Origin of the sequence: Bacillus yapensis, from assembly GCF_005280205.1 — a bacterium.
Taxonomy (GTDB): domain Bacteria; phylum Bacillota; class Bacilli; order Bacillales; family Cytobacillaceae; genus Robertmurraya; species Robertmurraya yapensis.
In genome coordinates this window covers 91571-106055 of record NZ_SUND01000002.1, presented here as the reverse complement: position 1 = coordinate 106055, position 14485 = coordinate 91571, and the positions used below count along the sequence as shown (strand labels likewise).

The 14485-nt window shown below is 38.6% G+C and carries 19 protein-coding genes; all 19 read right to left on the bottom strand.

Annotated features, from left to right (window positions below; translation table 11 throughout):
- Window positions 1–20: 20 nt before the first annotated feature.
- Window positions 21–1103, bottom strand: a complete 1083-nt coding sequence (flhB, locus tag FAR12_RS02895) for a flagellar biosynthesis protein FlhB (protein ID WP_126405967.1) — start codon at window positions 1101–1103, stop codon at window positions 21–23.
- A complete protein-coding gene (gene fliR / locus FAR12_RS02890) occupies window positions 1104–1880 on the bottom strand; it encodes a flagellar biosynthetic protein FliR (RefSeq protein ID WP_126405965.1) in 777 nt (258 codons plus the stop codon).
- A gap of 4 nt (window positions 1881–1884) precedes the next feature.
- Window positions 1885–2154 carry a flagellar biosynthesis protein FliQ gene (fliQ, locus tag FAR12_RS02885; RefSeq protein ID WP_126405963.1) on the bottom strand — a complete coding sequence of 90 codons (270 nt, stop codon included), beginning with the start codon at window positions 2152–2154 and terminating at the stop codon, window positions 1885–1887.
- A gap of 14 nt (window positions 2155–2168) precedes the next feature.
- Window positions 2169–2834, bottom strand: coding sequence for a flagellar type III secretion system pore protein FliP (fliP, locus tag FAR12_RS02880; protein WP_126405961.1), 666 nt, complete (start codon window positions 2832–2834; stop codon window positions 2169–2171).
- Window positions 2831–3505: a flagellar biosynthetic protein FliO gene (locus tag FAR12_RS02875; RefSeq protein WP_246010284.1), complete on the bottom strand. Its 675-nt coding sequence runs from the start codon at window positions 3503–3505 to the stop codon at window positions 2831–2833. Before FAR12_RS02875 ends, fliP begins: the two co-directional genes overlap by 4 nt.
- Window positions 3506–3586: 81 nt before the next feature.
- Window positions 3587–3949, bottom strand: coding sequence for a chemotaxis protein CheY (cheY, locus tag FAR12_RS02870; RefSeq protein WP_126405959.1), 363 nt, complete (start codon window positions 3947–3949; stop codon window positions 3587–3589).
- A gap of 20 nt (window positions 3950–3969) precedes the next feature.
- Window positions 3970–5220 carry a flagellar motor switch phosphatase FliY gene (gene fliY, locus FAR12_RS02865; RefSeq protein WP_126405957.1) on the bottom strand — a complete coding sequence of 417 codons (1251 nt, stop codon included), beginning with the start codon at window positions 5218–5220 and terminating at the stop codon, window positions 3970–3972.
- The gene (gene fliM, locus FAR12_RS02860; protein ID WP_126405955.1) at window positions 5210–6208 is read right to left on the bottom strand and encodes a flagellar motor switch protein FliM; all 999 of its coding nucleotides are present in this window, start codon (window positions 6206–6208) and stop codon (window positions 5210–5212) included. The genes fliY and fliM overlap by 11 nt, the downstream gene beginning before the upstream one ends.
- 46 nt (window positions 6209–6254) lie before the next feature.
- Window positions 6255–6683 carry a flagellar basal body-associated protein FliL gene (gene fliL / locus FAR12_RS02855; RefSeq protein WP_126405953.1) on the bottom strand — a complete coding sequence of 143 codons (429 nt, stop codon included), beginning with the start codon at window positions 6681–6683 and terminating at the stop codon, window positions 6255–6257.
- Entirely contained in the window at window positions 6673–6894 is a 222-nt protein-coding gene (locus tag FAR12_RS02850) for a flagellar FlbD family protein (RefSeq protein WP_126405951.1), read from the bottom strand. Before FAR12_RS02850 ends, fliL begins: the two co-directional genes overlap by 11 nt.
- 52 nt (window positions 6895–6946) lie before the next feature.
- Window positions 6947–7813, bottom strand: a complete 867-nt coding sequence (gene flgG / locus FAR12_RS02845; RefSeq protein ID WP_126405949.1) for a flagellar basal body rod protein FlgG — start codon at window positions 7811–7813, stop codon at window positions 6947–6949.
- Between the two features lie 84 nt (window positions 7814–7897).
- Window positions 7898–8284, bottom strand: coding sequence for a TIGR02530 family flagellar biosynthesis protein (locus tag FAR12_RS02840; RefSeq protein WP_126405947.1), 387 nt, complete (start codon window positions 8282–8284; stop codon window positions 7898–7900).
- Between the two features lie 14 nt (window positions 8285–8298).
- Window positions 8299–8949: a flagellar hook assembly protein FlgD gene (gene flgD, locus FAR12_RS02835; protein ID WP_126405945.1), complete on the bottom strand. Its 651-nt coding sequence runs from the start codon at window positions 8947–8949 to the stop codon at window positions 8299–8301.
- Between the two features lie 11 nt (window positions 8950–8960).
- Window positions 8961–10301 carry a flagellar hook-length control protein FliK gene (locus FAR12_RS02830; RefSeq protein ID WP_126405943.1) on the bottom strand — a complete coding sequence of 447 codons (1341 nt, stop codon included), beginning with the start codon at window positions 10299–10301 and terminating at the stop codon, window positions 8961–8963.
- Window positions 10302–10329: 28 nt separating this feature from the next.
- Window positions 10330–10923, bottom strand: a complete 594-nt coding sequence (locus FAR12_RS02825; protein ID WP_126405941.1) for a MotE family protein — start codon at window positions 10921–10923, stop codon at window positions 10330–10332.
- Between the two features lie 9 nt (window positions 10924–10932).
- Window positions 10933–11376: a flagellar export protein FliJ gene (fliJ, locus tag FAR12_RS02820; protein WP_126405939.1), complete on the bottom strand. Its 444-nt coding sequence runs from the start codon at window positions 11374–11376 to the stop codon at window positions 10933–10935.
- Between the two features lie 6 nt (window positions 11377–11382).
- A complete protein-coding gene (gene fliI, locus FAR12_RS02815; RefSeq protein ID WP_126405937.1) occupies window positions 11383–12699 on the bottom strand; it encodes a flagellar protein export ATPase FliI in 1317 nt (438 codons plus the stop codon).
- A 1-nt stretch (window position 12700) separates the two neighbouring features.
- The gene (fliH, locus tag FAR12_RS02810; protein WP_246010283.1) at window positions 12701–13474 is read right to left on the bottom strand and encodes a flagellar assembly protein FliH; all 774 of its coding nucleotides are present in this window, start codon (window positions 13472–13474) and stop codon (window positions 12701–12703) included.
- Window positions 13458–14474, bottom strand: coding sequence for a flagellar motor switch protein FliG (gene fliG / locus FAR12_RS02805; protein ID WP_126405933.1), 1017 nt, complete (start codon window positions 14472–14474; stop codon window positions 13458–13460). Before fliG ends, fliH begins: the two co-directional genes overlap by 17 nt.
- Between the last annotated feature and the right edge of the window lie 11 nt (window positions 14475–14485).

Genomic DNA, 14485 nt, shown 5'->3' with positions numbered 1-14485 from the left:
AAATAATTACTTGTGGTAGTCTAGATTTTGTTTTTCGTTCGATAGACATACGCTAAAATTTCTGCTACCGCTTTGAAAAATTCCTCAGGGATGACATCCCCAATTTCGGCCTGGCTATATAAGGCACGAGCTAAAGGTCGATTTTCCACCATTATGACATCATTTTCTTTAGCGATAAGTTTTATTTTCTGAGCCATAAAATCGACACCCTTTGCTACGACAAAAGGGGCATCTCGTTTATTCTCATCGTACTTTAGGGCAATGGCATAATGGGTTGGATTTGTAATGACGACATCGGCATTTGGAATTTCTTGCATCATCCGCCGCATCGCCATTTCCCTTTGACGTTGTTTAATCTTAGATTTGATCAACGGGTCTCCTTCAATGTTCTTATGCTCATCTTTTATATCCTGTTTTGACATTCGAATATTTTTTTCAAAATCATATTTCTGATATAAATAATCGAGTACTGCCAAGAAAATAAGAAGAACACAAGCGATTAATCCCATTTGCACTGTTAAATTAGCTATTGTAGCAAGACTTGCACCAACGGACTTTTGCGCAAGAATTAGGATTTCTTCCTTCCGCATCCAAAGCACCGAAAACGTTGCTACACTAACTAAAACAATTTTTAATATCGATTTTAATAACTCGACGATCGCCCGCATTGAAAAAATTCTTTTAAACCCTTTAATTGGGTCTAATTTTTCCAACTTAGGTTGAATTGACTCTGTTGAAAATAAGAAACCAAATTGCATATAGTTAGCTACCACACCGGCAAGCATGGCAACTACCATGATTGGGGCTAGAACAAAGACCAATTCTTCTATAACATCGAGAAAAATCATTTGGACATTTTTTTCTGTCAGATCCATGCCGATATATTCCTGATAAGAATGACGGAATATATTTAATAAGGAAGTATAAAAGTACTTACCGGCAAACATCAGTACGAGAAATACAGCAAGCAATACGATCGCTGTATTGATATCCTGACTTTTGGCAACCTGACCTTTTTTTCGACTATCTTGACGTTTTTTTGGCGTTGCCTTTTCCGTTTTCTCTCCAGCAAAAAATTGTAAATTTAATCTTACGAAATCCATTTATGAACCTCCAATTAGATCCATAAGGCCTCTCATTGTCACCAGCATTTGTTCAAATAGCTGTGAGACAACTCCCATCATTACACCCATAACTGCAATAATGATGATGAAGCTTACGCCGATTTTTATTGGTAGCCCAACAACGAATACGTTTAGCTGAGGTACTGTACGAGCTACAATTCCTAAGGCAACATCGACTAAAAACAAACTTCCAACAACCGGAATAGACATTTGCAAGGCAATCATGAACATATAACTAAAAGCTTTTAACACGAACGTTACAATTGCTTCATCACCAAAAGAAATCCACGGTTGATCGATCGGTATAAATTCATAGCTATGATAAACACCATCTAAGAGTAGATGATGACCATTCACACTAAGTAAGAAAAGTAAACTAATCATATAAAAGTATTGACCCGTTAATGGACTTTGAGCACCCGTTTGTGGGTCTATTACGTTTGCAATCGCGAAGCCCATCTGAAAATCAATGAATCCCCCAGCAATTTGAATAGCTGAAAGAATTAAGTAAGCAATAAAACCGACTAATAGGCCGACAAGTGCTTCTTTCATAATCAATAAAAAGTATGCACCGTTTATTTCAAGTACCGGTGCATCAATCGTATAGAACATAATCCAGGCAAGAAAAAAACCAAATCCTAGCTTATGTGTTGCCGGAATCGTTCGATACGAAAAAATTGGCATCATCAAGAAAAAGGATGTTACTCGAACAAAAATTAATAAGAACGCAGGAAACTCTGGAAGCATATCTAGCATATATTCATCCCACAAACCTTGTTAAATTAGAGAAAATATCATTGGCATATGAAAGCATATGACTCAGCATCCACTTTCCAAAGAAGACAATTCCTAATAAAACAGCAACAATTTTTGGAACAAACGCCAGCGTCTGCTCTTGTATTTGAGTGGTCGCCTGAAAAATACTAATAATCAATCCGACTACTAATGCTAGAACCAACAATGGGCCGCTGACCATTAGTACCACCCATATCCCCTGCTCTGCGATTGAGATTACACTTTCTGGAGTCATACATTTTCACCTGCTTAAAAGCTATCTAATAGGGATTTCACAACTAAATACCATCCGTCTACGAGGACAAAGAGCAAAATTTTAAATGGCAATGAAATCATAACGGGCGGTAGCATCATCATCCCCATCGACATGAGGATACTAGCTACTACCATATCAATGACGAGAAACGGGATAAATATCATGAATCCAATCTGAAACGCCGTTTTAATTTCACTGATGGCAAAGGCCGGAACCAATGTCGTTAACGGAATGTCCTCAATGGACTCAGGACGATCTGCCTTTGTATATTCTAAAAATAAAGCTAGATCCTTCTGTCTCGTATTTGCACTCATAAATTCCTTAAGTGGCATCGCTGCCCGCTCATACGCTTCATCCAGCGAAATCTCTTCATTAAACAAAGGTGTTAAAGCTTCCTTATTAACCTCCTGAAATGTAGGAGCCATAATGAAAAAAGTTAAGAATAACGATAAGCCAATGATTACTTGGTTAGGTGGCATTTGCTGTGTGGCAAGCGCCGTTCTGACAAAGGAAAGAACGATAACAATTCTAGTAAAAGAAGTCATTAAAACCAAGATGCTTGGAGCTAAGGACATTACGGTTAGAAGCAACATTAGCTTCACAGATGTTGATACATTAGTGGGGTCGCTTGTGTTAAAAAACTCCATAAACTCATTCATCTTTCGTCTGACCCTTTCTTCTCCATTTCATCATATAACTTCTTTCGATCCTTCGAAATTTTATCTAATTGTGATTTCAGGACAGAAGAAAATGAAGTATTTTCTTTTTCCTTTTCAAATACATTTAGAGTTTTTGTTCTTTGAAGAACCTTTGTCACAATATCGCTTGGGCTTATTAGCTGCTCCATTTTGTTGTTATAATCTTCGATGATTTGACGAACTTCTGCTTCGTCTTCAATCTCTTTTAACAGCTGAATATTTTCTCCTACACCGACCACAAGAACTCGTTCCCCAACCTTAATCATTTGTACAGAGCGGTTTGCACCAAGAGGAGCTCCCCCGATATTTTGAATCAATTGAGAATCTTTATAGCCATGGCTTTTTTTATTGATATACTTCAGTAAAAAGTAAAGAAGTGCAATCACAAAGATCGTTGCAAAAATCATCTTTATGATATCCCAGGCAGTTATCCCTACGGTTGTGTTTTCCTGAACAGTGATATCTTCTGCTTCTTTTTCAGGAGTTTGTTTTGTCTCAGTGTTTTCATCTTTTGGCTTTTCAAACAACTCCTTTACGCTATCCTCTGGTTCTGCATAGACTTTTATATCTGTGCTTAACAGTACAACGAATAAGAGTAGCATCACCGTGATGATTTTATGTATCTTTTGCAACTGGGTACACCTCTAACTTAAGAATTTTTTCATGTAACGCTTATAAGAAGGATTAGGCGGCTAAAAGCCGCCATCATAATGTTATCCTAATGTTTTTGAAATAGCTTCAATAACACGGTCAGCTTGGAATGGTTTTACGATAAAGTCTTTTGCTCCTGCTTGGATAGCATCAATAACCATTGCTTGCTGTCCCATAGCTGAACACATAATAACCTTTGCATTTGGATTAATTTTCTTAATCTCTTTTAATGCAGTAATTCCGTCCATTTCTGGCATCGTGATGTCCATTGTCACGAGGTCTGGGTTGGTTTCTTGATATTTTTCTACTGCTTGAGCTCCATCAGCTGCTTCGCCAACAACCTCAAAACCATTTTTCGTTAAAATGTCCTTAATCATCATACGCATGAATGCAGCATCATCTACGATTAAAATTTTGTGCGCCATTAATAGTCTTCCCCCAATATTTATCTAAGTTTATTTAGTCGGTCACTTTGACTAATGATGTCCGTTACACGAACGCCAAAGTTCTCGTCAATAACTACAACTTCTCCCTTAGCAATCAGACGGTTATTTACTAGAATATCCACCGGTTCACCTGCTAATTTATCTAGTTCAATAATAGAACCAGGTGAAAGCTCAAGGATTTCCTTAACTGATCTTTTTGTTCGTCCGAGCTCTACAGTTACTTGAAGTGGAATATCAAGCAACATATTCAGATTTTTAGATTCTGATTCCTGTAGCGGGTACTGTTCAAAGCTAGAGAAAACAGCTGGTTGAACATTTGGTTGTGCCCCTTGTGTAAATTGGGAACCAAAATGCTGCGGTCCAGGCACTTGGTAACCAGGTGCTTGTGAATTTTGCTGCCAATTTCCTTGGTTAACTGGTGCATCATATTGCGGCATTGTTGGTTGTTGTACTCCCATAGGTGCTTGATTTGTAGGCGCTGCCTGATTTATAGGTGCTGCCTGTGCTTGTGGCTGTGGACTTGGTTCTGCAACCATTGAATCCATCGCTTGCGCTGAATCCTTAGGGTCTAATAACTCGGCCACTAAATCCTTAGCAAAATCTAAAGGAACAAGCTGCATGATGTTAGAATCAATTAAACTTCCAACCTTAAGTCTGAATGAGACCTTGACAAGCATGTCTTCGTTTGGAATTTTTTCAGTTCCTGCTCCGTGGACAACATCTAACACATCAATTGTTGGCGGAGAGATATCAACCTTTTTACTAAAAATTGTAGACATGGACGTGGCTGATGAGCCCATCATCTGATTCATTGCCTCTTGGACTGCACTTAATTGGATTTCTCCCATTAACTCAGCCGGGTTTAAACCATCGCCACCTAACATTAAGTCAGCAATAATGGCTGCATCCTCTTGCATAATCACAAGCAAGTTCGTGCCGGAAAAGCCTTCAGTGTATTTAACCTGGATGGCCACATATGGATGTGGGAATTCATCCTTTAAACTTTGTTTCGGTATGACAGAAACCGTTGGTGTTGTAATATCGACTTTTTGGTTAAGTAAAGTAGAAAGAGCTGTTGCAGAGCTTCCAAATGAGATATTTCCAATCTCCCCAAGAGCGTCCTGTTCCATTGACGAGAGGTAATCTTCTACATTGATATCTTCTGCTTCATTCGTCTCTATTTCACTATCATCTGTGCCTCTTAGTAGAGCATCGATTTCATCTTGAGAGAGCATATCACTACTCACCATCGTCGTCTCCCCCCTTCAATGTATCAAGTACTTGTACAGCGACTTTTTTGTTTAATTTTCCTGGCTGTCCTACAAACTTAGGAATATCGCCAACTTTTATTGTTAATGGCTGTTCGATTTGTTGATTGAGTTCAATGACATCACCAACATCAAGCATTAGGAAATCTTGAATGGAGATCTCAGAACCACCTAATTCAACAGCAATTGGAATATCGGCTTGTTTAAGACGCTTTTCCAATGCAGCAATTTCCAAAGGTTCTCTTTCCTTCTTATCTGTTTGCATCCAATAATGAACGGAAAGCTTTGGAATTATTGGTTCTAAAACGACATGCGGGATACAAATATTTATCATCCCTGAAGTCTCCCCAATTGTTGTATTAAGTGAAATGACCACCACTGTCTCATTCGGTGAAACCATTTGTAAAAACTGAGGATTCACTTCGAAATCAGCTAGCATTGGATCAATGTCTGCTACGCTTGCCCAAGCCTCCCGTAAATTTTCAAAGGAGCGTTCAAACGTGCTCGCCATGATTTTCGTTTCGATTTCCGTTAGGTTCTCTACCTTGTTAATGCTAGACCCTTTTCCACCCATCATTCGATCCATCATCGCGTACGCAATATTCGGATTAACTTCCATTAGAATTCTTCCATCCAACGGAGGTACATCATAAACATTTAATATCGTCATTTTCGGAATCGAACGGATAAATTCCTCATATGGAATTTGGTCAGCAGATGCAACGGAAATTTGCACATATGTTCTTAATTGTGCTGAAAAAAATGTCGTCAGTAAGCGGGCAAAATTTTCATGTATTCTTGTTAAGCTCCGGATTTGATCCTTTGAGAATCTTAACGCTCTCTTAAAATCGTATACCTTGACCTTTTTCTCAACTGTTTCTTTCTTGAGCTCATCTGCATCCATTTCTCCTGTGGAGATCGCAGATAGCAAGGCATCAATTTCACTTTGCGATAATACTTCTCCAGACATGAATCCTCACCTCCAGTACTTATAAATCATTTTGGTTTGTGTAACATTATTGGAGGAGTGAACCTGTAATATAAACTTTCTCCACTTTACCTTCCTGCATCAATTCATTAATCTTATCCTTCAGTTCAGTTTCAAGTTTAGTTTGCCCTTCACTGCCCTGAATTTGTTCAGTTGTTTTTTCGGATAATGAAAGAATGATGATGTTCTTTACTTGGAAGTCCCTTTTTTCTAATTCTTCCTTAGCTTTTTTACTATCTGTCTCAATTTTAAAAGAGATTCGAATTAAATCATTTCCAGCTAAGTTTGTTGTGATTTCCGGTATATCGACAGAAGCTTCAATCACTTCGTCGATCGTTGGTCCATCAGCTTTTTCAGCACCTGTAACCTTTAACACAACGACAACTGCAACAGCACCTACAAGGGTTATCGCAATTAGGATGATTAACATTATCATAACAAGTTTATTATTTTTCATGCTCTGCCCCCTCCAACTGTTGAAGTCCGAATAGGTTAACAGTTTGATAGAATTTCGTAACTAATTGCACTACTTGGTCCTCTGATTCCTTCACGACATATTTATTCCCGTTTGAAAGGGTAATCGTCGTATCGGGAAAAGACTCAATTGTTTCGATATAGATAGCATTAATCATAAATGACTTTCCATTTAATCTAGTAACATTAATCACGGTTATTTTCAGGACTGAAGACTCATCACTTCAGTCCTGTCCCTCCCTTAACCTATCGTTTTAAATTAACTAGCTCTTGTAGAATTTCATCAGAAGTTGTGATAATACGAGTGTTTGCTTGGAAACCACGTTGTGTAACAATCATCTCAGTAAACTCTTCAGAAAGGTCAACGTTCGACATTTCTAGGGCACCAGCTACTACTGAGCCTGCTCCGTCTTCATATGGAGCACTTGCTTGTGCAGCACCTGAGTTATTAGATTCAGCAAATAGGTTAGAACCTGCTTTTTCTAGGCCCTCAGCATTTGGGAACTTAGCAATTATAACTTGTCCTGCATAAGTTAAATTACCGGCAGCGTCTACGTATTGTACTTCCCCTTTATCTGAAATGCTGTAACTTTGTGCGTTTGTAGGAATATTAATAATCCCTAATGTTCTATTTCCTCCATCCATTACAATTGCACCAGTTTCCGTATCCAATTTATAGCCTTGCAAATACATTCCATCAGAATTCACAAGATTTCCCTGAGTATCTAAATAAAAGTTACCAGCTCTTGTAAAATTCTTATCCATGTTTTCAAACGTTGTTCCAGCAGCTTGGTTTGGTGCTACCACAAAATACCCATCTCCAGAAATCGCTAGGTCAAGTCCACGACCTGTAGTTTGAAGACTTCCTTGTGTGTGGATGGTATCAATTGCAGCTAATGTTGAACCAAGTCCAACCTGCTTTGCATTTACCCCACCAAGAGTTGCTGATGGAGAACTTGCTCCAGCTACTGTTTGGGAAATCATATCTTTGAAGTTCACGCGACCTTTTTTGAAACCGAAAGTATTTACGTTGGCAATATTATTTCCGATTACATCTAATTTTGTTTGGAAGTTTTTCATTCCGCTAATACCTGAGTACATTGAGCGTAACATATTAAGAACTTCTCCTTTCGTTATGAGCTGCTTCAATCAGTCCACAGCTCTTGGCCTCCTAAATAGGTCCAGCCATTCCATTTTTTATTCGAGAACAATCGTCCCGTTAATATTCGTAAAAATTTGTGATGTTGCCTCTTGTCTATCCATTGCGGTAATAACTGTATTATTTTTGGCGCTCACAATCAGCGCTGCATTATCCAGAAGTACTAGAGAATCCTTTATTCCTAGTTTTTTCGCTTCCTGCACTTTTCCTTCAATTTGCTCCCAACGGTTTTCGGAAATATGAATTCCGCGTTGCTCGAGCCTATCTTTGGCATGCTTACTCAAAACTAACTTATTATTTTCTTGTATTGCCTGCTGAAAATGAAAGGAAAAAGAATTTCCGTTTACTTGATTTGACTTCTTTTGTTGAAGTCTCTGGGTAGCAATCGGCTGAGATTGTATTGGCCTAAATGTAGACTTATCCATCCAACCAACCCTTTTTATCCAATTTTCGTCATTTGTTGAGCAGTAATGCTTGTCTGATTCTCATCATCTAATTGGAATAACGTTTTTCCATCCTTGATCGAAACGGATTTAACTATCGCAGTTAACTCCTCTTGAGATTCATTAAGATAAGTGACCATTTTGCCTATTAGCATACTTGCTTGTACTAAGCTGCTATCAGCTGTTCCACTTGAAGAGCCACCAACACCAGATATATTAGCTGGTTCTAAAATGGTTCCGTCTTCAAGAATTAATTGGACCGTACCATCCTTAAACTGAATCGACTCAACCTTACCTTTACCTTCTAGAACCTCTGGTTGTGCATTCGGATCTTCAGTAGAATAGTTTAGCTTGTGCCAATTTACTTCTTTACCAATAAATTGATTATAAGAAATCAATAAATTCGTATTTTGAGAATCAACAAATTGTTGCATCGTACTGCTCATATTGGTCATAGCCTCTAAGGAAGAAAACTGAGCCATTTGAGCGATAAACTCTCGATCCTCCATCGGACTCGTTGGGTCTTGGTTTTGTAATTGGACCATAAGGATTTTCAAGAAATCATCTTTTCCCAGTACATTTGAACCTGTCGTCTTTTGAGTTTGATAGTTTGAGAGATATAAAGATGGATCAATTGTATTTGTCATTTTTTCACCTCCTACACTTCTGTGTTAATAAGAGCTTCTTCTAGAGAAACATTGAAGGCTTGTTCCTTTCCTTCTTCATTTCCTCTTTGTTGCTCCTGACGTTCCTGTCCTTGCTGCTGAGATTGTTGCTGTTGTTCTCTTCCAAAATATCTATCCTGTTGTTGTAAAACAGACTGGGTAATCTCTAGTCGATCCACTTGAATATTTTGCGAACCAAAGGCTTGCTTTAATCCATTAAGTTGAGATTCTAATGCTTCCTTCGCCACCTGTGTCGTTGTCATAATCTTGGCAACGATTCCTGCATCTCTTTGGATTAACTCAATCCGCAAAGCACCTAAATGCTCAGGATTCAATTTAATTAGAAGCTTTTGCGTTCCAGCTCCATTTGAAAATTGACTTCTTGCTAAAATATTCTCAAATTGTTTAATTAAATCTGCCGTTGATGTTGGCTTACCTGATTGGCTTAGCGTTAAAGTTAATTGCTCTGCCTTTGTAACTTGTTGAAATTGAACCGTACCATTTACAACTTCAGTTTTAGCTTGTACAGGTTTTTGTTCTGACTGAATTTCGCTAATTCCTTTTGTTGTAGAAAGCTTAGCATTTATCTCTGCTGCTACAGGAGCAAAAGCCTTTTGTAAATATTCCATTTTGGCTGCTTGCTTTGCAGGATCCACTACTGAATTTTTCTCCATTAATTGCTCAAACTTTGTTGTCAACTGCTGAAGCAAATCCTTCATCTTGCTTTGGTCAAAAGTGGTTCCTTTATCTAAAACCATCCCTTTTTCAAAAATTGCTCCATTCTCTGACGCCAATAAATCAAACAACTTAATAGCTTTGATCAATTGAGCAGTGTCTCCATTCATTAATTCTTTCAAATTTTCTAATGGGACAGATGCCATTTCGGTTACAACGATGAGTAGATCTTCAAGCTTTATTTCAGCATCCTTGTTACTATTATCGGATGTTTCAACATCTTGGAGATTTTCATTTGTCATCCCTAAAGCAGTTTTTAATTGCGAAATTAATTCTCCTAAGTTCACATCAGTCCCTATTGCTTCCTGAATAAAAGAGAGAAGTTCCTCTTGTTCAGTTGCTGACAATGATTGATTAAGAAGTTTCATGCCACCTTCTACTTCAAAAATATCTTCTGATTTTAAGAAAGCGAGTAGGTCTTGCAATTGTTCTTTTGTCAATTCACCGGAACCTGAATCAGTTAAACTAGTCTCACTAGTTTGGGTGCCCGTTAGCATCAGACCAAATAGTCCTTGAAAACCACTTTCACCAGAAGTCTGCGTACTTCCTTTTACTGAAGATGCAATTGTATTCATAAAACCCAATCCACCGATTTGCACATTTTCACCTCCTTTCAAGTACCCCGACTTATTCGTTTTCGTTCGTTAAAAGCTCCGTATATTTTGCCGCATTTGCTGGCTCTAAATTCTCCATGATCGATGCTAATTGCTCTGAATTAAGATTCGATAGAATTTTGAGAGCCTCTTGTTCGCTCATGTTCGTAATAATGGGAGCTGCTTTTTTGGCGGACATTGTTTCATACGTCTCGACAATATCTTTAAACGCCTTTTTGTTTTCCTCTTGAATGGCCATTAGCTCGTCAATTTGCATTTGAAGCTGTTCCATTTCAAGCTTCCCACGCTCGACTTCCTTATCTTTTCCGTCAAGCTCAGTCTCAAGGTCAGCAATTTGTGCTTCTTTATCCTTTATTTGACCTTCAAGCTTAATCATTGTCGTTTCCAATTCTTCAATCGTCTTAGGAGTATTTTCTTCGATGAGGTTTGAAAGAAAAGGAATCTTTTGACCATATTCCTTCGCCTTGTCAAAGACGTTTATTCCAGCAAACGAAAGAACGATAAGGACAATTAAAATGGCAAATAAAGTTGGGATAATACCAGTAAACACAAACCATTGAAACCGACTAACTTTTTTTTCTTCTTTTTCTAGCTCTGTATTTGCCACCTATATCACCTAACTTCCCCAGTTCATATAATGCTGGATGGAAATGTCATCCATTTGTTTGCTTTCAGTTGCTTTTAAGTTTTCCATAAAATGCGTGAAATCTTTTTCTCGTATCTTTTCGAACTTTTTCACTTCAATGTTCTTGTCCATCAGTTTTTCTTGATAGAGATTCATCCGATTACGGGCATTGATTACCATTTTTTGATAATGCTGTATCGTCTTTTCTAAGTTTCCTATAAATTGTTGATGATGACGTATTTGCAAAATCGGAAGGCCGCCTTTGAGTCCACTCGCTTGGAATTCCTCTAACTCTTCTTTCTTTTTCAGTAACTCATAGAGTCTTTCCGCAACTTCCTCAAACTTTTTAACCGCATCCTGGTAAACAGATTGGGCTTCTTCCTTTTCTCGTTCCTTTAGGGTTAAGACCCTAGCAAATTTATATTGGTAGCTCATTCTAGATTACTCACCTTTTCCCATAAGTCTGTATAATTGCTGCAGACCATCATCTAAGGATACTTTAGAACTTGTTTCCTGTTTTAAAAAGTCAATAATTTCAGGATACAAACGAATTGCCTCGTCAATTTTTCTTGAAGAACCTTTTTTGTATGCTCCGATATTGATTAAATCCTCAGAGTTTATATAAGTACTTAACATTTCCCGAAGCTTTTCCGCAGATTTGCGATGCTCTTCAGGAACAATATGATTCATAATACGACTGACACTTTTAAGAACATTCACTGCCGGATATTGGCCCTTGTTAGCTAAATCTCGATCAAGTACAAAATGTCCATCGAGGATACCTCGTACTGTATCAGCAATTGGCTCGTTCATATCGTCTCCGTCTACTAAAACTGTGTAAAAAGAGGTAATCGAACCATGTACATTAGTACCAGTCCGTTCCAATAGCTTTGGTAGAATCGCGAACACGGATGGTGTGTATCCCTTAGTTGTTGGAGGTTCCCCAATCGCAAGACCTACTTCTCGTTGCGCCATCGCTACCCGTGTAACAGAATCCATCATCATCATGACATTCAAGCCTTTGTCACGGAAGTATTCTGCAATTGCAGTAGCGGTAAAAGCACCTTTTATCCGCATGAGAGCTGGTTGATCAGATGTGGCAACAACGACAATTGAACGGGCTAGCCCTTCTGGACCTAAGTCCCTCTCAATAAACTCTCGTACCTCACGTCCACGTTCTCCAATAAGGGCAATGACGTTTAGATCAGCCGTTGTGTTCCTTGCGATCATTCCAAGCAAAGTACTCTTACCAACACCACTTCCCGCAAATATCCCAACCCTCTGCCCATTTCCAACGGTAAGGAGACTATCAATCATCCTCACACCTACTTCAATCGACTCATCAATAGGCGGTCTCGTAAGCGGATTTGGTGGCTGTTGCTCGGTTAATACAGGAGTTAATCCTTTTGGTAGTGGAGAGCCATCAAGAGGTTGTCCTAGTGAATCAAAAACTCCTCCGATGAGCCCTGGTCCAACTTTAATCTCTAAAGGCTTTAAAGTGGCTTCTACTAGGCTACCAGGCGCAATATCATTGACGGTTGTGTAAGGCATTAAAATAATATTTTCATCTTTAAAACCAACCACTTCTGCCTGAATTTTGCGTTTTTTCTTGTGGCCGACATGAATATAGCAAACATCCCCAATGGAACTTTCAGGGCCTTGAGATTCAATCATAAGTCCTACGACTCTTTTGACCCTACCGTAATGTTTAAATGTGTCTATATGGTCTATTTGCTCTAATAAGTCAGCTGCCTTCACTTTACTCACTCTCCAGCATTTCATAAAGCTTTACTTTTATTTCTTCAAGCTGTTGATCGACACTAGCATCGATTCTTCCATTGGCTGATTCGATAATACAACTTTGCTCTGATAATTCACCATCCGGATAAATATAAATCTCTGTTTCCTTCGGGAATATTTTGCTTAAATCATCCTTTTGCGAAAGAATAAATTCGTAATGCATTGGATGAATGTGGAGCTGTACTTCTCGATATTCTCTGGCTTCTTTTAGCGCACGTTTTACAACCGTAATAAAATGCTCTGAATTCCCCTCAAGGTGAGTTCCAAGAATTTTTTGCGCTACTTTCAAGCCGAGGTCGAGTATTGTTTGCTCAGAATCCTCAATTTTCTTACGATAGTCTAGTTTCGACGAATCAACTGTTTGTTTCGCTTGTTCAATTAACTGAAGCATTTCTGTATATCCTTGCTCTCGACCTTCGTCAAGTCCTGCCGAATAACCGTTTTGCTTGGCTTCATTCGATAGCTGGATGACTTCTTGCTCCCAAGCCATTTTCTCTTCTACTAAACTCGCCTCAACCGATTCCTTATAGAGCCTGGCCTCGTTCACGATTGCAGCTGCTTCTTCTCTTGCTTGAGCTAGAATCATGTCTCTTTCTGCGAATACTCTATGATTAACTATTTCTTCATCATTATTTTCCGTTTCTACTTGAAAGCTTTTAATGGTAATGACTTTATTCTCTTGGTTTTCAAGATTTGACCATCTTGATTTGATAAGCCTAGACAATAATATCATCCCCTCCGCCACGAGCGACTACAATTTCACCAGCTTCTTCTAGACGGCGAACAATGGCCACAATTCTTGATTGCGCCTCTTCGACATCACGCAATCGAACAGGTCCCATATATTCCATCTCGTCTTTCATCGTTTCAACCATACGCTTAGACATATTGTTGAAGACAATTTCCTTAACCTCATCACTTGATACTTTAAGTGAAAGCATAAGGTCTTCATTTTCACAGTCACGGATAACTCGTTGAATTGCACGGCTATCAAGAGTGACAATATCTTCAAATACAAACATTCTCTTCTTAATTTCTTCTGCTAATTCAGGATCCTGAATTTCAAGTGCATCCAAGATTGTTCTTTCAGTCGATCTATCTACACCATTAAGCACTTCGACAACAGCTTCCACTCCACCGGTTTGTGTGTAGTCCTGTGTAACAGTAGAAGATAGCTTTCTCTCTAAAATCTGTTCGATTTCGTTAATGATTTCAGGAGAAGTACTGTCCATTACCGCGATTCTTCTTGCAACATCCGCTTGCATTTCTTGAGGTAGTTCAGATAATATCTGTCCTGCTTGTGTAGAATCTAAATAAGATAAAATAAGTGCGATTGTTTGCGGATGCTCATTTTGAATAAAATTCAAAATCTGGGCTGGATCTGCCTTCCTCGCAAAATCAAACGGGCGAACCTGAAGTGCTGATGTAAGTCTGTTGATAATAACAGCTGCTTGATCACTACCTAATGCTTTTTCCAGTACGGTTTTGGCATAACCAATACCACCCTGAGAAATATAATCCTGAGCCAAGGCGATATTATGGAACTCTTCCAAAATTTCTTCCTTGGCGTGAGAATCAACCTTCTTTACACCAGAAATCTCCAATGTTAGTTTTTCAATTTCCTCTTCACTTAAGTGCTTGTATACAGACGCAGACACATCAGGTCCGAGTGAAATAAGAAGAATGGCAGCTTTTTGTTTTCCTGTTAATTCTTTCTGCTCTCTTTTAACCAACTTTCAATCCT

Excerpts from the sequence above, each read along its gene's own strand:
- flhB (WP_126405967.1), bottom strand. The coding sequence starts at position 1,103 with ATGGATTTCGTAAGATTAAATTTACAATTTTTTGCTGGAGAGAAAACG.
- fliR (WP_126405965.1), bottom strand. The coding sequence starts at position 1,880 with ATGCTAGATATGCTTCCAGAGTTTCCTGCGTTCTTATTAATTTTTGTT.
- fliQ (WP_126405963.1), bottom strand. The coding sequence starts at position 2,154 with ATGACTCCAGAAAGTGTAATCTCAATCGCAGAGCAGGGGATATGGGTG.
- fliP (WP_126405961.1), bottom strand. The coding sequence starts at position 2,834 with ATGAATGAGTTTATGGAGTTTTTTAACACAAGCGACCCCACTAATGTA.
- cheY (WP_126405959.1), bottom strand. The coding sequence starts at position 3,949 with ATGGCGCACAAAATTTTAATCGTAGATGATGCTGCATTCATGCGTATG.
- fliY (WP_126405957.1), bottom strand. The coding sequence starts at position 5,220 with ATGGTGAGTAGTGATATGCTCTCTCAAGATGAAATCGATGCTCTACTA.
- fliM (WP_126405955.1), bottom strand. The coding sequence starts at position 6,208 with ATGTCTGGAGAAGTATTATCGCAAAGTGAAATTGATGCCTTGCTATCT.
- fliL (WP_126405953.1), bottom strand. The coding sequence starts at position 6,683 with ATGAAAAATAATAAACTTGTTATGATAATGTTAATCATCCTAATTGCG.
- flgG (WP_126405949.1), bottom strand. The coding sequence starts at position 7,813 with ATGTTACGCTCAATGTACTCAGGTATTAGCGGAATGAAAAACTTCCAA.
- FAR12_RS02840 (WP_126405947.1), bottom strand. The coding sequence starts at position 8,284 with ATGGATAAGTCTACATTTAGGCCAATACAATCTCAGCCGATTGCTACC.
- flgD (WP_126405945.1), bottom strand. The coding sequence starts at position 8,949 with ATGACAAATACAATTGATCCATCTTTATATCTCTCAAACTATCAAACT.
- fliJ (WP_126405939.1), bottom strand. The coding sequence starts at position 11,376 with ATGAGCTACCAATATAAATTTGCTAGGGTCTTAACCCTAAAGGAACGA.
- fliH (WP_246010283.1), bottom strand. The coding sequence starts at position 13,474 with ATGATATTATTGTCTAGGCTTATCAAATCAAGATGGTCAAATCTTGAA.